At 38.1% G+C, this 24,814-nt stretch carries 14 protein-coding genes and 1 pseudogene; 12 read left to right on the top strand and 3 right to left on the bottom strand.

Annotation, left to right across the window (positions count from 1 at the left end; all coding sequences use genetic code 11):
- Positions 1-55: 55 nt before the first annotated feature.
- Complete coding sequence (locus tag WBN20_RS07655; RefSeq protein WP_424281267.1) at positions 56-1,084, bottom strand: WD40/YVTN/BNR-like repeat-containing protein; 1,029 nt, start codon at positions 1,082-1,084, stop codon at positions 56-58.
- 192 nt (positions 1,085-1,276) lie between these two features.
- On the opposite strand from WBN20_RS07655, the gene WBN20_RS07650 reads away from it, so the two are divergent.
- From WBN20_RS07650 to WBN20_RS07615, 8 genes are all read left to right on the top strand, one after another.
- Complete coding sequence (locus tag WBN20_RS07650) at positions 1,277-2,488, top strand: RsmB/NOP family class I SAM-dependent RNA methyltransferase (RefSeq protein WP_424272438.1); 1,212 nt, start codon at positions 1,277-1,279, stop codon at positions 2,486-2,488.
- Between the two features lie 99 nt (positions 2,489-2,587).
- Positions 2,588-6,265, top strand: a complete 3,678-nt coding sequence (gene purL, locus WBN20_RS07645; protein WP_424281266.1) for a phosphoribosylformylglycinamidine synthase — start codon at positions 2,588-2,590, stop codon at positions 6,263-6,265.
- A complete protein-coding gene (locus WBN20_RS07640) occupies positions 6,235-6,717 on the top strand; it encodes an N-acetyltransferase family protein (RefSeq protein ID WP_424281265.1) in 483 nt (160 codons plus the stop codon). The genes purL and WBN20_RS07640 overlap by 31 nt, the downstream gene beginning before the upstream one ends.
- A gap of 146 nt (positions 6,718-6,863) precedes the next feature.
- Positions 6,864-8,636 (top strand): AMP-dependent synthetase/ligase, encoded by a 1,773-nt coding sequence (locus WBN20_RS07635; protein WP_424281264.1) that lies wholly within the window; start codon positions 6,864-6,866, stop codon positions 8,634-8,636.
- A gap of 139 nt (positions 8,637-8,775) precedes the next feature.
- Positions 8,776-9,240: a MarR family winged helix-turn-helix transcriptional regulator gene (locus WBN20_RS07630; RefSeq protein ID WP_424274165.1), complete on the top strand. Its 465-nt coding sequence runs from the start codon at positions 8,776-8,778 to the stop codon at positions 9,238-9,240.
- Complete coding sequence (locus WBN20_RS07625) at positions 9,237-11,642, top strand: 3-hydroxyacyl-CoA dehydrogenase/enoyl-CoA hydratase family protein (protein ID WP_424281263.1); 2,406 nt, start codon at positions 9,237-9,239, stop codon at positions 11,640-11,642. Before WBN20_RS07630 ends, WBN20_RS07625 begins: the two co-directional genes overlap by 4 nt.
- A 4-nt stretch (positions 11,643-11,646) precedes the next feature.
- Positions 11,647-12,837, top strand: coding sequence for an acetyl-CoA C-acyltransferase (locus tag WBN20_RS07620; RefSeq protein ID WP_424281262.1), 1,191 nt, complete (start codon positions 11,647-11,649; stop codon positions 12,835-12,837).
- Between the two features lie 21 nt (positions 12,838-12,858).
- Positions 12,859-14,670 carry an acyl-CoA dehydrogenase family protein gene (locus WBN20_RS07615; protein ID WP_424281261.1) on the top strand — a complete coding sequence of 604 codons (1,812 nt, stop codon included), beginning with the start codon at positions 12,859-12,861 and terminating at the stop codon, positions 14,668-14,670.
- 82 nt (positions 14,671-14,752) lie between these two features.
- On the opposite strand, the gene WBN20_RS07610 is transcribed toward WBN20_RS07615, so the two are convergent.
- Positions 14,753-16,783, bottom strand: coding sequence for a dipeptidyl-peptidase 3 family protein (locus WBN20_RS07610; RefSeq protein ID WP_424281260.1), 2,031 nt, complete (start codon positions 16,781-16,783; stop codon positions 14,753-14,755).
- Between the two features lie 159 nt (positions 16,784-16,942).
- Here WBN20_RS07610 and WBN20_RS07605 point away from each other — a divergent pair, with 159 nt between their 5' ends.
- On the top strand, positions 16,943-18,379 hold the full coding sequence (locus WBN20_RS07605; RefSeq protein ID WP_424281259.1) for a pyridoxal phosphate-dependent decarboxylase family protein: 1,437 nt from the start codon (positions 16,943-16,945) through the stop codon (positions 18,377-18,379).
- Positions 18,380-18,425: 46 nt separating this feature from the next.
- On the opposite strand, the gene WBN20_RS07600 is transcribed toward WBN20_RS07605, so the two are convergent.
- Positions 18,426-20,225, bottom strand: a complete 1,800-nt coding sequence (locus tag WBN20_RS07600; RefSeq protein ID WP_424281258.1) for a glycoside hydrolase family 15 protein — start codon at positions 20,223-20,225, stop codon at positions 18,426-18,428.
- A gap of 102 nt (positions 20,226-20,327) precedes the next feature.
- On the opposite strand from WBN20_RS07600, the gene WBN20_RS07595 reads away from it, so the two are divergent.
- The 3 genes and pseudogenes from WBN20_RS07595 to WBN20_RS07585 all read left to right on the top strand — a co-directional run.
- Entirely contained in the window at positions 20,328-22,532 is a 2,205-nt protein-coding gene (locus tag WBN20_RS07595) for a bifunctional alpha,alpha-trehalose-phosphate synthase (UDP-forming)/trehalose-phosphatase (protein WP_424281257.1), read from the top strand.
- A gap of 260 nt (positions 22,533-22,792) precedes the next feature.
- On the top strand, positions 22,793-24,127 hold the full coding sequence (locus tag WBN20_RS07590; RefSeq protein WP_424281256.1) for a M28 family peptidase: 1,335 nt from the start codon (positions 22,793-22,795) through the stop codon (positions 24,125-24,127).
- Positions 24,128-24,137: 10 nt separating this feature from the next.
- A pseudogene (locus WBN20_RS07585) lies at positions 24,138-24,814 on the top strand (hypothetical protein); the annotation flags it as partial.

The raw sequence follows: 24,814 nt of genomic DNA, 5'->3' as shown, positions 1-24,814 counted from the left end.
CAATAAGTGGTTAGTTTATTGGTGATTAAAAAGGGAAGTTCTCAAGCTTCCCTTTTTATTTGAACGTAAGTTTGGCAATACGATTTCTTCCTGCAGCATATGCTACTGAATCATTCTGGAATCGTATGGTGTAGAACCCTTCGTTTGAAAGAGCCTTCCAGTTTATTCCCATATCGTTTGAATATGAAATTCCTGTAAATCCTATAGCCACAATCTCTTTGCCTTCAGAATTAGGTACAAATCGGATACAACTCTTGTAGCCAGGTTCTTGATTATTAGCAAGTAGCTCCCAGCTTTTACCTCCATCACGGCTGATCGCTTTATTGGCAAAGCTTTTGTCTGGATCTGTATAATCTCCACCAATCACAATTCCCAATGAGCTATCGTAAAAGTCCATCGAATAAATACCCTGAGTAGGTTTATCACTAAGGATGGGGGTTTGTACTACACTCCATGATTTTCCTGCGTTATCAGTAAAAAGCACACGCCCTTTAGTTGTTCCTATCCACGCTTTATTTCCCTGAAGGGCTATATTCGTATTACTGGCAGCAAAAGCCCCCTCTCCTTCAAGTCCCTGGGGTAATTGGTCACATGGAAGTTTAGCCCAGCTATATCCACCGTCTCTGGTAATAATTATAGAAAGACAACCTCCAACGGTATCACCGATAGCTATACCTTCTTTATCATTCCAAAAAGCCATGGCATCATAAAAAACGTTCTCCCCATCCTCTGCGTAAACTAATTCCATTTTTCCCATATCTCCTGTTTTATACAACAAAGCAGGATTTGCAACAGAGAGCATAAAAAAATCTGTAGATGTATGTGCAATAGCCCTGAATTCAGGGAAAATACTATCATATTTTTGACTATTGGTCCTGACTGTTTTGGTCTGCAGGTCAATTGTCCCAAAAACACCTTTGTTGGCCGCAAAACCTAAACTCCCACCCATCAATTCAATTGCTCTTATACTTAAGGAATCCTCATAAAGTACTTCAACTATGACCTCGGAAAAAACAGGCCTATTAACAGGTTTCTGGCAGGAATGAATTAGAAATAAAGTGAAGAATAAGATACTGTAGCGCATGTGTAAATTTAGGGATAAAACCGGGTTTATTACCGATAGAATAAAACGATTATTCCATTGTTCAATTGTACCATTTCAAAAATTGCGACTCCATTCAGCGATTAAAAATATCAAATTACTTTGTTTAGTAACTATAGGGTAATTAATTAGTTAAAAATTAAAAGCAATACCTTTGCCTACTAAATTTTGCAGATGCGGTTACATAGAAATTTGGTGTTTGCTGTAGTAGACGCACTCAACCTTATATTTAACGAGGGAGAATATGCCGATAAGGTAGTGGAAAAGACTTTGAAGCACGATAAACGTTGGGGGTCTAGAGATAGAGGTTTTATTGCTGAAACCACCTATGACATAGTCCGTTGGAAAAGACTTTATTCTGAAATTGCAGAGGTAAGTGCTCCCTATTCCAGACCTAACTTATTTAGGCTATTTGCAGTTTGGGCAGTGCTTAGAGGAATTCAATTGCCAGATTGGAAACAAATTGAAAATACTCCGACCAGGCGAATTAAAGGGAAATTCGATGAGCTTTCTAAAATCAGGAAATACAGAGAATCTATTCCGGACTGGATAGAGGAATTAGGTTTAAATTCATTGGGAGAGGAGTTATGGACAAGAGAAATTGCAGCACTAAATCAACAGGCCCAGGTAATTCTCAGAACGAACACGCTTAAAACATCCAAAAACGACTTAAAAAATGTTCTTTTAGAAGAGGGCATTGAGACCGAGTCTATTGAAGGTTATCCTGATGCCTTGAAATTAAAAGAGCGTACGAATGTTTTTAGAACAAAGGCATTTACTGATGGCTTTTTTGAAGTTCAGGATGCATCATCACAAAAAGTCGGGACTTTTACACAGGTTGAACAGGGCTTACGGGTAATTGATGCCTGCGCCGGCGCCGGAGGTAAAACTTTGCATTTAGCCGCTCTAATGAAAAACAAAGGGCAGCTTATTGCCCTTGATATCTATGAAAATAAATTAAAAGAACTTAAGAGAAGGGCTAAAAGAGATGGTGCGCATAATGTAGAAACAAGAGTAATAGGCAATAGCAAGGTTTATAAAAAATTATATGGCAGTGCAGACAGAGTGCTAATAGATGCTCCATGTTCAGGACTAGGTGTACTGAGACGCAATCCGGATTCCAAGTGGAAATTACAGCCGGAATTTCTGGATAAGATTGTCAAAGTACAACAAGAAATACTGAAAAATTACAGCAAGATGGTAAAAGAAGGCGGCAAACTAATATATGCTACTTGTTCTATTTTACCACTGGAGAATACAGAACAAGTGAAACACTTTTTAGATTCTGATGAAGGGAAAGTATTTTCTTTGGAGGAAGAGGTGAACATTTATGCATCAGAAAGTGGATTTGATGGTTTCTATATGGCTCGAATGACAAGGAAGTAATGAACAATTACATTTGAAAACTGTTAACTTTTCTATTAAAAAAACCCATTTTAATAATGTAAATTTGTGCTTTCGTAATCTTAATTTGTAATAAGTTCCATGATTCAATTCTTTGGAGATCTCAGCACTAAAGTTTTTGCAGTACAAACTAAACAAGAACTTTCCGAAAAAGACATTGAGAAACTTAATTGGTTATTCGGAAACCAACCCAGAATAAATTTGGCGTCTATAGACGCCTTTTTTGTTGGACCAAGGGCTGCAATGATTACCCCCTGGAGTACAAATGCCACGGAAATAACTCAGAATATGGGTGTTTCAGGAATTCTTAGAATAGAAGAATTTACCCGTGTGGATGAAAATTTTAAAGATTTTGATCCAATGCTCTCGCAAAAGTACCTTGCGCTAAATCAGGAGATCTATAGTATTGAGGTTGCACCTCATCCCATTCTTGAAATTGATAATATTTCCAAATATAATAAGGAAGAAGGATTAGCCCTGAGCCCGGATGAAGTAGAATATCTGGAAGGACTATCAAAAAAAATAGGTCGGAAATTAACAGATTCTGAAGTCTTTGGATTCAGTCAGGTAAATTCTGAACATTGCAGGCACAAAATTTTTAACGGGACTTTTGTAATTGATGGTAAAGAAATGCCTTCTTCACTTTTTAAGCTGATAAAAAAAACAGCTAAGGAAAATCCAAATGAAATTGTATCAGCATATAAAGACAATGTGGCTTTTGTAAAAGGTCCTAAGGTGGTTCAATTCGCCCCAAAAACTTCTGATAAACCAGACTACTATCAGGAAAGCGAGTTTGAATCTGTTATTTCACTTAAAGCCGAGACCCACAACTTTCCAACTACCGTAGAACCTTTTAATGGCGCAGCTACTGGTTCCGGAGGTGAGATAAGGGATCGTTTGGCAGGAGGTAAAGGCTCATTACCCATCGCAGGAACCGCCGTATACATGACCTCATATTCTCGGCTGGAAAAAAACAGGTCATGGGAGAAAGGAATGGAGGAAAGACCATGGTTATACCAAACCCCAATGGATATTCTTATAAAAGCTTCCAATGGTGCTTCTGATTTTGGCAACAAATTTGGTCAACCTTTAATATCCGGATCTTTATTGACTTTTGAGCACGAAGAACATTCCAGAAAATTAGGATATGATAAGGTTATTATGCTCGCCGGAGGTATTGGTTATGGCAAAGCAGACCAGGCTCTTAAAGGAACTCCAAAAAAAGGAGATAAAATAGTTATTCTTGGCGGTGATAACTACCGTATAGGAATGGGTGGTGCTGCCGTTTCAAGCGCTGATACTGGCGAATTTAGTTCGTCTATTGAGTTAAATGCTGTACAACGTTCGAACCCGGAAATGCAAAAACGCGCTGCTAATGCAATACGGGGCCTTGTGGAAAGCAAGGAGAATCCCATAGTTTCTATTCATGATCACGGTGCCGGCGGTCATTTAAATTGTTTATCAGAATTAGTGGAAGAGACAGGAGGCAAAATTGATCTGGATAAACTCCCTATTGGGGACCCTACACTCTCAGCCAAGGAAATTATAGGAAATGAATCTCAGGAGCGCATGGGGCTGGTAATGGGAACCGAAAATATGGGATTATTACATCGAATCGCCGATAGGGAGCGTTCTCCTATTTATGATGTAGGGGATGTTACCGGAGACAATAGATTCACTTTTGAATCCGAAACAAAAGGAATTAAGCCAATGGATCTTGAGCTTTCCGACATGTTTGGCAGCTCTCCGAAAACGATTATGAATGATATTACAGTCGACAGGAAATATCAGGAAACAGCCTATAAAATAGAATTTTTTCATGACTACCTTAATCAAGTCCTTCAGCTCGAAGCTGTCGCCTGTAAGGATTGGTTAACAAATAAGGTAGACCGATGTGTTGGTGGCAAAGTTGCTAAACAGCAGTGTGCCGGTCCTTTGCAATTGCCCCTGAATAATTGTGGCGTCATGGCCTTGGATTTTAAGGGCCAGGAAGGTATTGCGACTTCCATTGGTCATTCCCCAATAAGCGGATTAATTGATCCGGTCGCAGGTAGCAGGAACAGTATTGCCGAGGCCCTTTCAAATATTGTCTGGGCACCTCTAAAAGACGGTTTAAAATCGGTTGCTCTCTCAGCTAATTGGATGTGGCCATGCAGAAATGAAGGAGAAGATGCCAGATTGTATACCGCTGTAAAAGCTATATCTGACTTTGCCATTGAACTTGGGATCAATGTCCCCACGGGTAAGGATTCATTATCCATGAAACAAAAATACAAGGATGAAGAAGTTATTGCTCCGGGCACTGTAATAATTTCAGCGGCAGCAAATTGTACAGATATTACCAAGGTAGTAGAGCCTGTATTTCTAAGAAGTGCTGGAAGTATTTATTATGTCAACATCTCTCAGGATGAATATGAGTTGGGTGGATCTTCTTTTGCACAAATACTTAATAGAATTGGTGATAAAGCCCCTACAATAAAAGAATCGGTATATGTCATAAATGTATTTAACACACTTCAGGAATTGATAAAAGACGGACAAATTGTAGCTGGCCATGATGTCTCTTCAGGCGGATTGATAACCACACTTCTGGAAATGTGTTTTGCCGATGTTAAAATGGGTGCTTCTTTGGATCTTTCAAGTCTGGGAGAAAAAGATACTATCAAATTACTTTTCGCCGAAAATTCCGGATTGGTTTTTCAAGCCAAAGATGATTCAGTAGAAGTAAAAATGCAGAAAGCTGGAATAAATTTTAATAAAATAGGGGAAGTTATCCAACAACCGGAATTGAACTTAAAAAATCAAGAAGTTGAAATATGTTTGAATATTAATAGTTTACGGGATACCTGGTATAAAACATCTTATCTCCTAGACGAGAGACAAACCTCTAATAATCTTGCTAAATCGAGATATGAAAATTACAAAAAACAACCCCTTAATTTTAACTTCCCGGCATATTTTCAAAATCATCGTCCCGAAAGAAGTGCAGAAAATATAAAACGTCCGAAGGCAGCAATTTTAAGAGAAAAGGGCAGTAATTCTGAACGTGAAATGGCCAATGCTATGTACCTTGCCGGATTTGATGTCAAGGACGTTCATATGACCGACCTCATTACGGGGAGAGAAACCCTGGAAGATATTCAATTTATAGGTGCAGTAGGTGGATTCTCAAATTCTGATGTTTTGGGAAGTGCAAAAGGATGGGCAGGCGCGTTTAAATATAATGAAAAGGCAAGGCAATCACTGCTAAACTTTTTTGGCAGGACGGATACTTTATCAGTTGGAATATGTAACGGATGTCAGCTTTTTATGGAATTAGAATTAGTGAATCCTGAACATGAAGTTCATGGCAAAATGACTTTTAACAATTCGCATAAACATGAGAGCAGTTTCACCTCTGTAAAGATTGAAGACAATAATTCGGTAATGCTATCTTCTCTTGCAGGAACAACTCTTGGGGTGTGGATATCACATGGTGAAGGGAAATTTAGTCTTCCTTTGACCGAAGCAAATTACGACATTGTTGCTAAATATGGTTATAGTGAGTATCCATCTAATCCCAATGGAAGTGATTTTAACACGGCAATGATGTGTGATAAAACAGGGAGGCACTTGGTGACCATGCCACATATTGAGCGTTCTATTTTTCCATGGAACTGGGCATATTACCCTAAGGATAGAAACGATCAAATATCTCCATGGCTAGAGGCGTTTACTAACGCCAGAAAATGGATAGAAAAACAAAACCAAGTATCTTGATTATTCGCAGGGCCAAACAAAAGGACGTACCAGCTATTGTAGAACTCATAGCTAATGATAAATTAGGCAGGCTAAGAGAAAACTTCAAAACACCCTTACCTGAGGAGTATATAAAAGCATTTGACAAAATTAATTCTGACCAAAATCAGGAATTAATGGTAATGTTAAACGATTCCGGGGAGGTAATTGGTACTTTACAACTAAGCTTTATTCAGTATCTAACCTATCAGGGAGGCATAAGGGCGCAAATAGAGGCCGTAAGGGTACATGAGGATTACAGGAATAAAGGAATTGGTCAGGAGCTTATACAGTGGGCCATAGATCGTGCTAAAAAAAGAGGAGCCCATGTAGTGCAGCTTACCACGGATAAAAAAAGAGATGCGGCTTTGAAATTTTACGAAAAACTAGGATTTATTTCATCCCATGAAGGAATGAAACTTCATTTGCACTAAAGAATTAATTGACTTTTTAAGTACATATTTATTAGAGGATCGTATTTTATTATCAAATTATAAAAAATTAAGGTCATTTTTTAGTAATCCTGCTTTATAATACCGTTCCCTTTTCTTATTTTGCAATTACCATTCAGAAATAGAATATGCAAGATATAACCCGTCTTTTTGATTTTCCTTATTACCAATTAGAAAAATTTGATCTTAAGAATTCCCTGGTAACAAAATATAATGGGGAATGGATCGCGACTTCTACCAGGGAGTATATAGATAAGGCAAATACGGTAAGTAGGGCTTTACTAAAGTTAGGTGTAAAACCCAATGACAAGATTGCACTGATATCAATGACCAACCGAACGGAATGGAATATTATGGATATCGGTATTTTGCAACTGGGAGCCCAAAATGTACCAATTTACCCCACTGTTTCTAAAGAAGACTATACATATGTACTTAACCATGCAGAATGTGTTTATTGTTTTGTCTCCTGCCGAGAGGTTTATGAGAAAGTCAAGACGGTAAAAGATAAAGTTCCTTCCTTGAAGGAAATATACTCTTTTGATGAATTGGGGGACTGTAAGAATTGGAAAGAAATATTACAACTAGGAAAAGACGAGTCAAACCAGATTGAAGTAGAAAAGCTTAAAGATTCAGTAAAACCCGAGGACCTGGCCACCTTAATTTATACATCTGGCACAACGGGAAGGCCAAAAGGTGTTATGCTCTCCCATGATAACATAGTGAGTAATACCCTGGAAAGTTCGTTCAGATTACCAATCGCAGATGGTGCGGTTAAAGCACTTAGTTTCTTACCTGTTTGTCATATTTATGAACGGATGCTAATGTATTTGTATCAGTATAGAAGTGTTTCTATCTATTTCGCTGAATCACTGGAAACAATTAGTGAAAATTTAAAAGAGGTTGAACCCCATGTCATGACTGCTGTTCCCAGACTTATAGAAAAGGTCTACGATAAGATAATTGCAAAGGGTGCTGATTTAAAAGGTATTAAGAAATTCTTGTTTTTCTGGGCGGTAAAAGTAGGGCTTAGATATGAACCTTATGGCCAAAACGGATGGTGGTATGAGCAACAACTCAAACTGGCCCGTTCGTTAATTTTTAGTAAATGGAAAGCCGGACTTGGGGGAAATCTTGATCTTATTGCTTCGGGAAGCGCGGCCTTACAACCCAGATTGGCAAGAATTTTTAATGCTGCTGAAATGGGTCTTATGGAAGGTTATGGACTTACGGAAACCTCTCCTGTTGTCTCGGTAAATGACATGCGTAATAATGGCTTTAAAATAGGAACTGTGGGTAAACCTATAGGACGCACTGAAGTAAAGATTGAAGCTGACGGTGAGATTTGCATTAAAGGCCCACAGGTAATGATGGGATATTACAGAGATGCCAAAAAAAGTGCTGAAGTATTAAAAAACGGCTTTTTTCACACGGGTGATATTGGTGAAATTGATGCTGATGGTTTTCTTAGAATTACAGACCGCAAAAAAGAAATGTTCAAAACTTCCGGTGGTAAATATGTAGCGCCGCAGGTATTGGAAAACCGATTTAAACAATCCAGATTTATTGAGCAAATTATGGTTGTTGGAGAAGGCGAGAAAATGCCTTCTGCGCTTATCCAACCTAATTTTGAGTTCTTAAAGGAATGGGCCGTGAGACATAATGTTAATCTGGGAACCAATACCGAAAGTGTTATAAACCCGAAAGTATTGGCCAGGTTTCAGGAAGAAGTTGATCATGCCAATGAAAAATTTGCTAAATGGGAAAAAGTTAAACAGTTTAAACTTACCCCGGATGTCTGGAGTGTCGACGGAGGCCACCTCACCCCTACTATGAAACTTCGCCGAAAGATTATTAAAGAAAAGTATATGGACCTCTACAACCAAATATACGGACATTAATAACAGATACTTCCTATTAATGGAATCAGAACTACTTAATTTCACTAAAATTCCTTTTTAAAATCAACGGGCTATTCTTAAAAATTTATTATGCATGCATAATAAATTTTTATATCTTTGAAGAACAATTAAAGATTTTATGAAGGATATAACGATAGATTATGCCTTGCGTGCTACCTGGCAATCCGTTGCCAAAATGTATAATGAAGAAGCCAAAAACTTTGGCACTACAATGGCCGTTGGTTTTACTCTGTTAAGCATAGATCCTAAAACCGGAACACCTTCCACGGCCCTGGGCCCTAAAATGGGAATGGAAGCCACTAGCTTGTCTAGAATACTAAAAAGCATGGAGGAAAAAGGTCTGATTATTCGTAAGCCTAATCCGGATGATGGCCGTGGCGTTTTAATACATCTTACCCCGTTTGGTCTTGAAAAGCGTGTAGATTCCAAAGATGTTGTTTTACGGTTTAATGATGTTGTTAAGCAAAATCTTAATGAGGGGCAGTTGAACAATTTTTTTGAGGTTATGGAAACTATAAACCACCTTATTACTGAAAAAAAAATATATAGTAGGAATACAAAATTAAATAATCATCATCAATGAATAAGCACATTAAAAAGGTAGCTGTTATAGGTTCTGGTATAATGGGTAGCGGAATTGCCTGTCACTTTGCAAATATTGGAGTTGAAGTTCTATTACTAGATATTGTTCCCGGGGAACTTAGTGAAAAGGAAAAATCAAAAGGACTTACACTTAAAGATAAAGCCGTAAGAAATAGAATTGTCAATGATTCCTTGGCAGCAGCTTTAAAGTCAAAGCCATCTCCCATTTATCATTTAGATTTCGCTGGTAGAATCAACACTGGAAATCTTGAAGATGATATAGCGAAAGTTGGTCAGGTAGATTGGATTATAGAAGTGGTAGTGGAACGCCTGGACATAAAGAAAATGGTTTTTGAGAACCTTGAAAAGCATAGAAGTCCCGGAACGTTGATAACTTCCAATACTTCAGGTATTCCTATTAAGTTTATGAGTGAAGGAAGAAGCGATGATTTCCAGGAACATTTTTGCGGTACTCATTTCTTTAATCCCGCTCGTTATCTTAAACTTTTTGAAATCATTCCCGGGCCGAAAACTAAACAATCTGTACTGGATTTTTTAAATAGTTATGGTGAAAAATTTCTTGGGAAAACATCGGTAATTGCCAAGGATACCCCTGCGTTCATAGGTAATAGAATTGGGATTTTTAGCATTCAGAGCTTATTTCACATGGTCCAGGAATTAGGACTCACAGTAGAAGAAGTAGATAAACTTACCGGACCGGTAATTGGCAGACCAAAATCTGCAACTTTCAGAACGGTGGATGTGGTAGGTTTGGATACTTTAGTTCATGTAGCCAATGGTATCTATGAAAATTGCGGAGATGATGAACGACATGAATTGTTTCAGTTACCCGAATTTATCCGGACTATGTCTGATAACAAATGGCTGGGAAGTAAAACGGGTCAGGGCTTCTATAAAAAGGTAAAGAATAAAGACGGGAAAAGTGACATTCTTAGTCTGGATCTGGATTCTATGGATTACAGACCAAAAAAGAGAGCGAATTTCACTACACTGGAACTTACCAAACCCGTAGATAAAGTTATTGATCGTTTTAAAATTTTGGTAAATGGTAAGGATAAAGCTGGCGTCTTTTACCGCAAAAGCTTTGCTGCACTTTTTGCCTATGTTTCTCACCGTATCCCTGAGATAACAGATGAATTATATAAAATTGATGATGCGATGAAAGCCGGTTTTGGCTGGGAGCACGGACCTTTCCAGATATGGGATGCCATTGGTTTGGAAAATGGCTTGAAAATGATTGCAGAAGAGGGACATAGCCCGGCTAAATGGATTAAGGAGTTAAAGGACTCAGGGACCTCTTCCTTCTACAATGTTAAAGACGGAGCCACCTATTTTTATGATATTCCACAGAAGACCATGGCTAAGGTACCCGGCCAGGATGCCTTTATTATTTTAGATAACATAAGAAAATCTAATGAAGTTTTTAAAAATAGCGGCGTTGTTATAGAAGACCTTGGTGATGGAATACTCAATGTAGAATTCCAGTCTAAAATGAATACAATTGGCGGAGATGTATTGTCTGGTTTAAATAAGGCAGTAGACCTTGCTGAGAAGGATTTTCAAGGGCTCGTTATAGGTAACCAGGCGGCTAACTTTTCCGTAGGGGCCAATATAGGAATGATATTCATGATGGCTGTAGAACAGGAGTACGATGAATTGAATATGGCTATTAAATATTTTCAGGATACAATGATGCGAATGCGTTATTCTGCTATCCCAACAGTCTCAGCTCCTCATGGAATGTGTTTGGGCGGTGGATGTGAGCTATCACTGCATGCTGATAAAGTTGTGGCAGCAGCTGAAACCTACATGGGATTGGTCGAATTTGGAGTTGGAGTCATCCCGGGAGGTGGTGGTTCTAAAGAAATGGCATTACGAGCCTCAGACATATTCAGAAAAAATGATGTAGAACTAAATGTGCTGCAGGAATATTTTCTGACCATTGGAATGGCCAAAGTATCAACTTCGGCTTATGAAGCATATGACTTAGGTGTGCTGCAAAAAGGAAAGGACATCGTTGTCGTAAATAAAGACAGACAGATAGCAACAGCAAAGGCACAGGCGAAACTTTTGGCTGAAGGAGGTTATACCCAACCTATAAAAAGAAAAGATGTCAAGGTTTTGGGGAAACAGGCTTTGGGCATGTTCCTGGTAGGTACAGATTCTATGGAAGCAGGACACTACATCAGTGAGCACGATAAAAAAATTGCAGATAAGCTGGCTTACGTTATGGCAGGAGGTGATTTGTCTGAAGCAAGTCTCGTAAGTGAGCAATACTTATTGGATTTGGAACGAGAGGCCTTTTTATCGCTCTGCACAGAGAAAAAGACATTGGAACGAATTCAGCATATGTTAAAAACAGGTAAACCACTTAGAAATTAAAAAAATGAAAACAGCATATATCGTTAAGGCTTATAGAACAGCAGTTGGCAAAGCACCAAGAGGATTATTCCGTTTTAAAAGACCTGATGAATTGGCGGCAGAAACCATAGCATATATGATGAAGGAGTTGCCACAATTAGATAAGAAAAGAATTGATGACGTAATTGTAGGTAATGCAATGCCCGAGGCTGAGCAAGGACTCAATATGGCCCGCCTTATATCCTTAATGGGATTAGAGATAGATGATGTTCCCGGTGTTACAGTAAACCGATATTGTGCCTCTGGACTGGAAACCATAGGTATCGCCACAGCGAAAATACAGTCGGGCATGGCTGATTGTATCATAGCCGGGGGAGCAGAAAGCATGAGTTATATCCCTATGGGAGGATACAAGCCAACCCCCGATTATGAAATTGCCAAAGAAGGTCATGAAGATTATTACTGGGGGATGGGATTAACAGCAGAGGCTGTTGCAAAACAATTTAAGGTTTCAAGAGAGGATCAGGATGATTTTTCATATAACTCTCACATGAAAGCGTTAAAAGCACAAAAGGAAAATAAGTTTCAGGAACAAATTGTGCCAATTGAAGTAGAACACACCTATGTTAATTCGGAAGGCAAGAAAGAAACAAATACCTACACAGTGGATAAAGATGAAGGTCCAAGAGCAGGTACTTCCAAAGAAGTTCTTGCTAAATTAAGACCTGTTTTTGCGGCAGATGGCAGTGTTACAGCAGGTAATTCTTCCCAAATGAGTGATGGTGCAGCTTTTGTAATGGTAATGAGTGAGGAAATGGTCAAGGAGTTAAAATTAGAACCAATTGCCCGTCTGGTAAATTATGCAGCTGCCGGTGTAGAACCCCGAATAATGGGCATTGGTCCTGTAAAGGCAATCCCTAAGGCATTAAAACAAGCAGGTTTAAAACAGGATGCCATTTCCCTTATAGAGCTAAATGAGGCATTTGCCTCTCAATCGCTCGCAGTTATAAGGGAACTAAACCTTAATCAGGATCTGGTTAATGTAAATGGGGGAGCAATTGCGCTGGGTCATCCTTTAGGTTGTACCGGAGCCAAACTTTCTGTCCAATTATTTGATGAAATGCGTAAACGCAACATGAAAGGAAAATATGGAATGGTAACCATGTGTGTGGGAACAGGCCAGGGTGCAGCTGGCATCTACGAGTTTTTAAATTAATATCAATTAAAGAAATATAAAATGAGTACGGATACAATTAACAAAGATATCTTACGAGGTGGTCAGTTCCTGGTTAAAGAAACAAATTGCGAAGATATTTTTACGCTTGAAGATCTGACCGAAGAGCAGAAAATGATGCGTGAAAGCACCAAGGATTTTGTAGATCGTGAACTGTGGGCGCATTGGGAAAGATTTGAAAAAAAGGATTATGCCTTTACCGAAGAGTGCATGCGTAAGGCCGGTGAATTAGGTCTTTTAAGTGTTGCTGTTCCGGAGGCATATGGGGGTCTCGGCATGGGATTCGTTTCCACAATGTTGGTGTGTGATTATATTTCCGGTGCCACAGGCTCATTTAGTACAGCCTTTGGAGCCCACACGGGCATAGGTACAATGCCAATAACCCTTTACGGTACGGAACAGCAAAAAAAGAAATATGTGCCCAAACTGGCATCAGGTGAATGGTTCGGAGCTTACTGTTTAACTGAACCAGGTGCAGGATCAGATGCAAATTCCGGAAAAACCAAGGCTGTATTATCCAAAGACGGAAAGCATTATCAAATTAGTGGCCAAAAAATGTGGATTTCTAATGCTGGCTTCTGTAAATTATTTATTGTTTTTGCCAGAATAGAAGACGATAAAAATATTACAGGTTTCATCGTTGAAAATGATCCCTCAAATGGTATCACTATGGGAGATGAAGAAAAAAAATTAGGGATTCACTCCTCCTCCACACGCCAGGTATTTTTTAGCGATACCAAGGTTCCTGTTGAAAATATGTTATCCGAGCGGGGAAATGGATTTAAGATTGCAATGAACGCTTTGAATATTGGAAGAATTAAGTTGGCTGCAGCTTGTCTGGAAGCCCAAAGGAGAGTGCTTGGTGAGGCAGTTAATTACGCCAACGAAAGGATTCAATTTAAAACTCCAATTATAAATTTTGGTGCTATTAAAGCAAAGATTGCACAAATGGCAACGAATGCCTATGCTGGAGAATCTGCCTGTTACAGGGCTGCTAAGAATATTGAGGACAGGATAGCGATTCGTGTTGCTGAAGGCAATTCACACCAGGAAGCCGAACTAAAAGGCGTTGAGGAGTATGCCATAGAATGTTCTATACTTAAGGTGTCTGTATCTGAAGATGTTCAACAAACCACAGATGAAGGTATCCAGATCTTTGGCGGAATGGGTTTTAGCGCAGATACACCAATGGAATCAGCATGGAGAGATGCCCGAATTGCACGCATATATGAAGGAACCAATGAAATAAACAGGATGTTAGCGGTTGGTATGCTGGTAAAAAAAGCAATGAAAGGTCATGTAGATTTATTGGGCCCGGCAACTAAGGTGGCCGATGAACTAATGGGAATACCATCTTTTGATACTCCTGATTATTCTAAACTCTTTTCAGAAGAAAACGATATGATAGCGCGTCTGAAGAAGGTATTTCTGATGGTTGCCGGTAGTGCAGTACAAAAGTTTGGTGCTGATCTGGAAGAACATCAGCAGGTGTTATTGGCTGCGTCAGACATATTGATAGAAATATATATGGCCGAATCTACTATCCTTAGAACAGAGAAAAACGCCCTAAGATTTGGGGAAGAGAACCTAACTACACAAATTGCAATGTCCAGACTGTATTTATACAATGCTGTGGATATAGTGATTCAAAAAGGCAAAGAAGCAATAGTTTCTTTTACAGAGGGTGATGAACAACGCATGATGCTTATGGGATTAAAACGTTTTACAAAGTACACCAATCAGCCTAATGTTGCTGAACTCAGAATGCAAATAGCGGAAAAGGTGGCTTCAGATAATGCGTATACTTTTGATTAAGTGTAATCAATTTTATTTTGGAATAGAAAAACCGCTCAATTGAGCGGTTTTTGTTTTTAGAATCCCCTGAACAGCTATTTATTTAGTTCTTAGAACTTAGAAATCCATAATTTGCCGAATAGTTTAACATCTGCTCTTCGAAACTTACAGGTTGTACCACTTCAACTTCAATAATCTCACCTGCTTCATTAGTAGTTGGGACCAATACCGGGTTAACAAATCCACTATAGGGTGCAGTCTTAAATTGGGCATTTCTATCCAGTACTTCCGCGTGTAATGCCTGATCTACTTTAACTCCATAACCTTCTACCAATTCTTGAGCAGCTTTAAAATCACCTTCAGATTTTATCCTTTGCGTTTCACGTAATAATTCACCAAATAATTCACGTAATGCCTCATAGTCATTGATATTGTAATATGTTTTACCGTCCCTGGTGAGTTTTTCTATGACATTGTCAGGGCTACCCTTTTCAAATACCCAGGCAGATACCCATTGTCTGTTTACCATATGATCCTCTTCCACATCATCCCCTAATTCTATTCTTATCAATTGGGTAATCAGGCCATTTCTTATATACCCATCGTATGAGGCTTTAGCTGTTTCTTCCCAATTATCTACCAGACCCAATTCATCTAACTTCGGATCCATAACAAAATACAGTCCTACAAGGTCTGCTCTACCCTCTTCAATGGTTGATCTATAATTCTTTAAGGTTTCTTTTGGTTGCCCAACACCCGGATTTATTTGTCCTGAAGCATGACCTATTACTTCGTGCAATGCAGTATGTAATTTATCTACCAGTTTACCGTATTTTTCTTCAAGCTTGATCTCCTCTTCATCATTGGCAAACTCTTTTAATCTGCCACTACCTCCTGCATTGCTATACGCATCAACTATGTTTCCCAATGACACAGACTTACTTCCATGTTGCTGGCGGATCCAATTGTTATTAGGGAGATTTACCCCAATAGGCGTACTTGGGGAGGCATCACCCGCCTCTCCGGCAACATTCACGGTCTTATAAGAAACACCAACTACACTGTCCTTCTTATGCTCTTCCATCAAGGTGGCATTATCTTCAAACCATTGCGCATTTTCTGAGAGTACAGCCATTTTTCTTGACATATCAAAATCGTTTATTTCAATAATGCTCTCATAAGATCCTCTATACCCCTTAGGATCATTATAAACCTCTATAAAGCCATTTATCCAATCTATATTACCCTGAGTGGAAGTCGCCCATTCAACAGAGTACGCATCCCATGCGTCGAGACTTCCAGTTTCGTAATAATCTACTAGTAATTCTAAAGTATTAGCTTGTTTTTCGTTTTCGGCTACTGTCTGTGCTTTTTCAAGCCATTTTATTACTTCGTCTATAGCAGTTCCATACAAACCGCCAGATTTCCAAACCTTCTCCACCACTTTACCATTCTCCTTTACAAGAGTAGAATTTAAACCAGTTTCTATTGGGCGACCCTCCGGGCCTTTATATGCAGTCCTATAAAAAGCATCCACATCTGCATCAGTGATCTCTGGAGAATAAAAATTAACAGCCGAAGAAGCCACATTATCCACGCCTTTTTTCTTGTTTACTTTTTTACTATCCACCTCATTAAAAATAACTTCAAAAGCTTCTCCTTCCAGTTCCGTATCTGTTTCTGCAAGTAAATAATTTAAATATTCTTTAGAAAAATCAGGTTTTATTTTATCATTTGAATAATGATGATGAATTCCGTTGGAGAACCATAGTCGTTTTATATATACTTCAAATGAGTTCCAGTCATAGGTCGTTTTATCACCCGTAAATTTGGTGTATATGTTTTCCAGCCCTGCCCTTATTTTAAGGTTATGCCGGTAATTCTGATCCCATATTATGTCCCGACCAGCTAAACCAGCTTGAGTTAAATAATAAACTAATTTTTTTTCTTTTAAGGTGAGTTCCTCAAAACCCGGAACCTGATAACGAAGTACTCTTAGGTCTGCAAACTGATCTACAACATATTCAAAATCTTTTTCCGCGACCAACACAGTCTCTTCAGGCATTACTTTTTCCTTACAAGACCACAATACTAATATTACAAGAAAGCTACTTACAACATGTTTCAATTTCATGATTTTATACCTTTTAATTTAATCCTACAAATTTAGCGAAAGATTGCTGATTTGTTATACTTGTTAGATACAAGTTTCAATGTCTGGTATCCATTTTCTTAACTTGTGAATAAAAAAGTATGTCTTGCTTAAAACAAGCTAGCTTTCTAATTTTAAAACATGGACAAACAACTTTTACAGACAGCTTATTCCCCGGAGGATTTTAGACAAAACGGGCATCAATTAATTGATCTTCTAGCCGAACATCTTGATAAATCATTGAATAAATCTTCATCAAAAGTTCTCAATTGGGAGAACCCTTCGGAAGAATACAAATTCTGGAACAACTTTCTTTTCAATGGAAAACCATCCGATCTGAACAACGAAATCATAAAGCGGAGCATACACCTGCATCATCCACATTATATGGGTCATCAGATAAGTCCGGTTGCACCAATTACGGGCCTAACCAGCCTATTAAATGCGATTCTCAACAATGGCATGGGGATCTATGAAATGGGAATGGCCCCAACTGCAATGGAGCGCGTTGTAGTTGAACAATTATGCAAGGAAATTGGTTATGGCAAAAAGTCTGATGGATTTTTAACCTCAGGTGGGACATTGGCAAATCTCACAGCCCTTCTAAGTGCCCGTAAGAACAGAACCGGAAATGACGTATGGGAAAATGGCACTTCCAATAAGTTGGCAATAATGGTCTCCGAGGAAGCACATTACTGCATAGACAGAGCTGCGCGAATCATGGGGTTAGGTGAGAAAGGCATTATAAAAATAGCTGTTGATGAAGGTTTTGCTCTAAAAACAGAGCTCTTAGAGCAATCCTACAAGAAGACTATTCATGAAGGATATGAAGTTATTGCTATTGTGGGAAGTGCCCCTTCAACCGCTACCGGTATTTACGACGATCTGGAAACCATCGGGGACTTTGCTTTTGAAAAAGGAATTTGGTTCCATATTGATGCAGCTCATGGTGGCGGGGCCATATTTTCTTCAAAATACAAATCATTATTAAAAGGTATGAAGAAGGCTGATTCTATTGTTATTGATGGACATAAAATGATGATGATGCCTTCAATTACAACGGCTTTGTTGTTTAAAAAAGGTCGGGACTCACATAATACCTTTAGGCAAAAAGCAGACTATTTACTACAGGATTCGAAAGAGGAAGATTGGTATAATCTAGCAAAGCGAACTTTTGAATGTACCAAATACATGATGAGCCTCCATTGGTATACCTTACTCAAAATTTATGGTAAAAGTATATTTGATGAGTTCGTTACAACACTATATGATCTTGGACAAGAGTTTGGTGAGCTATTAGAAAATGACCCTTTATTTGAAATAGCAGTAAAACCAATGTCTAATATTATATGTTTCAGACTAATCAATAAAGACAAGGATCTCCTAAGCCTTAATAAAATCAATTCAACAGTTCGGCAAAAACTTCTGGAAGAAGGTGAGTTTTATATTGTACAAACAAAAATTAAAGATATTGTATACCTAAGGGTTACAATAATGAATCCATTCACTACTGAAGAACACTTTAAAAAATTGCTCGATAATATAAAAAGAAAAGCTTTTCCTTTATTAAATTTATAAATCATGGAACTCAAAGGCACTTAGCACTTCAATTACGAGCTAATTCTTAGCGCATAGACTCCAAAACTTTCTCTTCACTGGCTTTATTGGCAAAATTTACAGCACATTCTATTAAAGCCAAATGCGAGTAGGCCTGTGGGAAATTACCCAGTAGTCTTTTTGTTTTGAAATCAATATCTTCACTAAAAAGCCCTAAATGATTACTGTAGCTCAATAACTTATCGAAAAGCTGTTGTGCCTTTTCTTCTTCTCCAATCTTAAAAAGACTATTGATAAACCAGAATGTACAAATTGTGAATGATGATGAAGGTAATCCAAAATCATCCTCATTCTTATATCTATACAATAATCCATCATTGCTTAATTCTTTTTCTATCGCCAAAACTGTACTTACAAATTTAGGGTCCTTGGCATGAATAAATCCATAAGACTCCATCAATAAAACGGAAGCATCAAGGTGGGTAGACCCATAAGACTGGGTAAATGCATTAACCTCTTTGTTCCAGGAATTTGAATAAATATCTTCTTTTATTTCCTTTTCCAATTTTACCCATTTTTCAAGTTTCCGGGTTTTCTTAAGTATCCTGGCAACTTTTATAGCCCTGTCTAAAGCCACCCAACATAAGACTTTAGAAAAAGTGAAGTGCCTTTCTTCTGTCCTCAATTCCCAAATTCCCTTATCTGCCTCTTTCCAATGTCTAGACACGATCCAGACAATGCCTTTGGTTATTCCCCATAATTCTTCGCCATTCTCTATATTGGTGCTAAATCTAACCAACTGGGCGTGAATGACATCCATTAGAATGCCATATATATCATTTTGCTTTTGTGCATATGCAGCATTACCAACCCGCACCGGTTTGGAGCCTTTATACCCGCTTAAGTGATCCAGAGTTTCTTCGGTAAGGTTTTTTTCCTTGTTTATACCGTACATAATCTGGAGCTTCTCATCTTTATCCGGAATAAGATCAATAATAAACTGAAGATACCTCCTTGCCACGTTTTTATGCCCTAATTGAGCCATTACCTTTATAACCATAGATGCATCCCTTATCCAGCAAAAACGATAATCCCAATTTCTAACTTCACCTATGGTTTCAGGTAATGATGTGGTGGCAGCAGCCAGCACTGCGCCGGTTTTATCGTAGCTCAATAGTTTAAGCGTTATGGCGCTTCTTGTAATTTCTTTATTATATTGATTGTATGTTGGCGTTCTATTGGTCCAATTGAGCCAATAGACTTTTGTGTTTTCAAGATCTAAATAAATTTTCCTCGAATTGGGTTGTAATATCTTTTCGTTATAACCCAATAAAAAGTATCCGTTTTTTGTGACTTCGAGCTCACGCCCCTCCAGAACAGCATTTTTGTTAAATGAAGTATATAGAAAGATGGTGTCAAATTTTTCGTTATTTGTAAGACTGACAATAAAATTATTTTTTACATAAGACCGGGTCTCCCCTATGGCATACTCCAATTTGGGGTCATAAAGCACTTTAAATCTCGGTTTCCCTTTAATATGTCTTACATGGCGTGCTATTTCAGGTGGTGCATGATAGTTACCATTTTCAGTGTAATACCTTGGCATAAAATCATGCAATTCAAATGTATTTTCACCATCAGAAAATCTGGTAATCAGGATAGCCGTACTTTTCTTATATCTCTGGCTTACAGCGTACTCCTCAGACACAAGAATTTCAAAACTTCCACCAATTTTTTCATCAAGTATCTTTGCAAAAACCGATGAGGAATCAAACTCAGGTAAACAACACCATTCCAGGGAACCAGTTTTGGAAATTAATGCTGCACTCCTGCAATTTCCGATAATACCATAATTTAAATTATCCATAATTGAATTATCCGCTAAAAGTTGCTTATTAATTGTTATTGCACTGCAATTTGTCGAAATTTAGAAAAATAAAAATCAATACTCCTTAATTTTAGATAATACGTGAGCAAAACTATCATAATCTCAAATAGACTGCCTGTTCAATTGGAAATTGGCAATGGAAGCATTAATGCAATACCAAGTGTGGGGGGCTTGGCCACCGGAATGAAATCTGTGCATTCGGGGGGAGATAGCCTTTGGATTGGATGGAGTGGCCTTACCGATGAAGAAATTCCAAAAGAACTGACCGATAAAATAGATAAAGCACTTGCAGAACATGGTTCTTCCAAGGTTAGCCTCAATGAGGAAGAGGTTAACGGATTTTATTTTGGATTTAGTAATCGAACGATCTGGCCATTATTTCATTATTTTTTAGAATATGCGGAATTTGAACTGGATAGCTGGTTGACCTATAAGTCGGTTAATCAAAAATTTGCCGATGCCATTTTGGAAAAGGCGGGTGAAGATGATACAATATGGATACATGATTACCAGTTGATGCTGGTACCAAAAATGGTTAGAGAAAAGCGCCCCAATTTGTCAATTGGATTCTTCCTGCATATCCCCTTTCCTTCATACGAGATTTTCCGGACCTTACCTTGGCGTGAAGAGGTTCTGGAAGGTTTGCTAGGTTCAGATTTAATAGGTTTCCACACTTATGATTATGAACGTCACTTTTTAAGTTCCGTGAGAAGGTTATTGGGTGCTGAAGTTAGTTTTAATGATATTTTTGTGGATAACCGGCTTGTTAAGGTCGATTCTTTTCCCATGGGAATCGACTATGAAAAATTTAGTGAGGCTGCTAAAACACATCAGCAGAATAGTGAAAATCAGCAATCTGATTTACAAAGAAGGCTCGATCTTCATAAAAAATCAAGTCCCGATGCGAAGTTAATTTTATCTATTGATCGTCTGGATTACAGCAAAGGTATAGCCAAACGTCTGCATGCATTTAAATACTTTCTTGATAAATACCCTGAATACAAAGAAAAAATCAGGCTTATAATTTTAGCCGTTCCTTCGCGTTCCAACGTACCTCAATATAAACTTTTGAAAAAGGAGATTGATGAACTTGTAGGACGTATTAATGGAGAATTATCAACAGTTAGCTGGACCCCTATCTGGTATTTTTACAGATCACTTCCTTTTGAAAACTTGATTGATTTATATACCTCAAGTGATATTGCCTGGTTGACACCTATCCGGGATGGAATGAATTTGGTTGCCAAAGAATATATTGCAACAAGAACAGATAAAAGCGGGGTTCTTATTTTAAGTGAAATGGCAGGTTCTGCCAATGAAATGAATGAAGCTTTACTTATTAATCCAAATAATTTTGAACAGATTGCCGCTGCCTTATTCATGGCTATAAATATGCCTGTATTAGAACAACAAAGAAGAAATACGATACTTCAAAAGCGGCTTGAGCGCTATAATGTGGAAAAATGGGCAAATGATTTTATGAATTCACTGCAGGCCCAAAAAGACCGGGATACGGCCAATGTTTCAAAACGTCTTACTGATACCATTTTAAAAGGTGTGCTTCAAGATTACCACCACGCTAAAAAGAAGCTCTTTTTTATTGACTATGATGGTACGCTAGCCGGTTTTAAAATTGATCCACAAAAAGCAAGTCCCGATAAAGAGTTATATAATTTGCTAGACGAACTAAGCAAAAAGGAAGGCAACGATATCTATTTGATAAGCGGGCGAGATAAAGAAACTTTTACGCGTTGGTTTTTGCCCAAAAAATATAACATGATAGTAGAACATGGAGTTTGGATTTCAGAACAAGGTGAAGAATTTAGAATGCTGGAAAATGTTAAAAAAGACTGGATGGAAAAAATATATCCGGTATTGGAATCATTTGTAGACAGAACCCCTGGTTCCTTTATAGAAGAAAAGAATTATTCCCTGGCCTGGCATTATAGAAATACAGATCCCGACTTTGGAGTTAACAGGGCTAATGAATTGAATACCGTGCTTACAAGTCTTATTGGTAATGATGATATAAGCGTTTTAAATGGTAACAAAGTAATGGAAATTAAAAGTAGTAATGTTAACAAAGGCAGAGCAGCAATGCGAGTGCTGGGGCAGAAGGATTATGACTTCATTTTTGCCATTGGAGATGATTGGACAGATGAATTTATGTTTCAGGAACTTCCTAAAGAAGCCGTGACAGTTAAAGTAGGGATGCAAAATACCCAGGCTAAATATTATATTGAAAGTGTTTCCGGAGTACGCGGTATGCTGAAAAAATTTCTCTAGCAGTTATCATACTTTTATATCTAAAATTACTTAGCAAGTAGTATTTAAACCCAACATATTAGAAAAATAATACTATGATAATACTGACTTCTATTTCTACTCCCATGCCTCGTGTAGTTTTAGAACAAAAGTGAAGTGTATCCTTTATAGGTGAATCTCAGTTACAGGTTCACAAAGGAAAAATATAGACCAAGTTCAGAATCCTAGTTGTATTTTTGTTGAATTAATTGGAAACTAATCCCTCATAAATTTTATAGTCTATGAAAAAATATTCTACTCTATTACTAATACTATTGTCAACAATCACTTATTCTCAAAGTGATTCCCGTTTATATGACATTATTAATAATGTTTCATCCAAGCGTATAAAAAATGATGTTACATCGCTAACGAACTTTGGCACTAGACATACCCTAAGTGATACAATCTCAGCGACGAGGGGGATTGGCGCAGCAAGACGCTGGATAAAAAGTGAGTTTGAAAAAATCTCTGATGGTTGTAATAATTGTCTGGAAGTGTTTTACCAAAAAGATTTAGTAAAAGAAGGTGAGAATGAACGTATTGTCCACGACGTTTGGGTGGTAAATGTTGTGGCAATCCAACGCGGAAGTAAGTACCCTAATAAGTTTGTTATTATGAGTGGGGATATTGATTCCAGGGTTAGTGATCCTACCAATTTCACCTCAGATTCCCCCGGAGCAAATGACAATGCCAGCGGTATGGCCGGTACCATTGAAGCAGCCAGAGTACTAAGCAAATACAACTTTGAAAGTAGTATTATTTATGTAGGATTATCGGGTGAAGAGCAAGGACTTTTCGGAGGAAAAGGTCTTGCTGCTTATGCCAAACAAAAAGGATGGGAAATATTGGGAATATTGAACAATGATATGATTGGAAATATAAGTGGTGTAGATGGGGTAGTGAGCAATCGTGATTTTAGAATTTTTTCAGAACCCGTACCTCCCACAGAAACAGAGCAACAGCGTAAAGCAAGAAGATTCTATGGTGGAGAAGTAGATGGAATTTCCCGGCAATTAGCAAGATATGTTTATAAAACAACTAAAATGTATATGCCGGAAATGAATCCTATACTAATTTACAGACTGGATCGTTTTGGTAGAGGAGGACACCACAGACCATTTAATGATGCTGGTTTTGCAGGTATCCGGATAATGGAAGCCCATGAAAATTATACCCAGCAACATCAGGATATCAGAATGGAAAATGGAATAGCCTACGGCGATGTATTGGAACATGTAAATTTTGAGTATGCGAAAAAACTTACGGCCGTTAACGCCATAAGTTTAGCATCAATTGCCTCAGCACCCCCTGCTCCGGAGGAAGTGCAAATAGGAGGTATAGTACAAGCTTCGGTAAAATTAAAATGGAGCAAGTCTGAAGGAGCTACCGGATACAAAATTTACTGGCGTGATACCACATCACCTACATGGGACCACAGTCGCTATGTTGGAGATATGAATTCCTTCACTTTAGACGGAATAGTCATTGATAATTCCTTTTTTGGTGTTGCCGCTGTTGGAGCAAATGGACATGAAAGTATAATTGTATTTCCAAATCGAGTTTTTAGAGAATAACAAAAACATCATGAATAGAAGAAACCTTCCCCGAGTCTTTGTCTTCATCATTTTGCTTACACCTTTCTTGAATTCCTGTGAATCAGGGAAAGAAACAGACAAGGAAGTTATAAACAGGCTTTTTTTGCCCGATTTAAACCTGCTCTATGAAGATTATGAGCAACTAGATAGCACTGGGGCGTACAATACTTTTGCATATAAATTGGTAAATGCCAATAGAGATCTGAAGTCTTCAGAATTATACGTAGAAGCGGCATCGTTATATGCTCAGGCCGGGCAATCAGATTCTGTAGCTATTTTATTGCATAAAGCTATAGATAATGGCATGGCCAACCCAAAAATAATCTCCAAGCTGCGAGGTGTAAAAATTTATAAGGACAAACCTCTATGGCAAGACCTTCAAATAAGATTAGACTCCATACAACTGCAACTTCAGGATGTTTCTCACTACAGCATGGAAGTAGGTTCAATGACTCTTTTTTGGAATTATTTTGAAAGAGCTACGAAGGATACTGCCAACGCTAAAGATATTTTTAAAGAATTTATCTTTAAAGGACCAAGAGAGTTACGTGATTTTTATGTAGTTAGATACATAAATTTGAACAATATGTATGGGCAAATGATTAATGCCTCACCCGATTACTTCCAATACTTAAAAAATCAGTTTAATGCGGATAGCATAAACAC

It is taken from the genome of Eudoraea sp. (genome assembly GCF_049665975.1).
GTDB lineage: Bacteria > Bacteroidota > Bacteroidia > Flavobacteriales > Flavobacteriaceae > Eudoraea.
Note: the sequence above shows the minus strand (reverse complement) of the source record. Positions and strands in the feature narration are given on the sequence as shown.

What these genes read in the sequence shown, in the direction of transcription:
- WBN20_RS07655 (WP_424281267.1), bottom strand. Translation starts at nt 1,084, where the DNA reads ATGCGCTACAGTATCTTATTCTTCACTTTATTTCTAATTCATTCCTGC.
- WBN20_RS07650 (WP_424272438.1), top strand. Translation starts at nt 1,277, where the DNA reads ATGCGGTTACATAGAAATTTGGTGTTTGCTGTAGTAGACGCACTCAAC.
- purL (WP_424281266.1), top strand. Translation starts at nt 2,588, where the DNA reads ATGATTCAATTCTTTGGAGATCTCAGCACTAAAGTTTTTGCAGTACAA.
- WBN20_RS07640 (WP_424281265.1), top strand. Translation starts at nt 6,235, where the DNA reads ATGGATAGAAAAACAAAACCAAGTATCTTGATTATTCGCAGGGCCAAA.
- WBN20_RS07635 (WP_424281264.1), top strand. Translation starts at nt 6,864, where the DNA reads ATGCAAGATATAACCCGTCTTTTTGATTTTCCTTATTACCAATTAGAA.
- WBN20_RS07630 (WP_424274165.1), top strand. Translation starts at nt 8,776, where the DNA reads ATGAAGGATATAACGATAGATTATGCCTTGCGTGCTACCTGGCAATCC.
- WBN20_RS07625 (WP_424281263.1), top strand. Translation starts at nt 9,237, where the DNA reads ATGAATAAGCACATTAAAAAGGTAGCTGTTATAGGTTCTGGTATAATG.
- WBN20_RS07620 (WP_424281262.1), top strand. Translation starts at nt 11,647, where the DNA reads ATGAAAACAGCATATATCGTTAAGGCTTATAGAACAGCAGTTGGCAAA.
- WBN20_RS07615 (WP_424281261.1), top strand. Translation starts at nt 12,859, where the DNA reads ATGAGTACGGATACAATTAACAAAGATATCTTACGAGGTGGTCAGTTC.
- WBN20_RS07610 (WP_424281260.1), bottom strand. Translation starts at nt 16,783, where the DNA reads ATGAAATTGAAACATGTTGTAAGTAGCTTTCTTGTAATATTAGTATTG.
- WBN20_RS07605 (WP_424281259.1), top strand. Translation starts at nt 16,943, where the DNA reads ATGGACAAACAACTTTTACAGACAGCTTATTCCCCGGAGGATTTTAGA.
- WBN20_RS07600 (WP_424281258.1), bottom strand. Translation starts at nt 20,225, where the DNA reads ATGGATAATTTAAATTATGGTATTATCGGAAATTGCAGGAGTGCAGCA.
- WBN20_RS07590 (WP_424281256.1), top strand. Translation starts at nt 22,793, where the DNA reads ATGAAAAAATATTCTACTCTATTACTAATACTATTGTCAACAATCACT.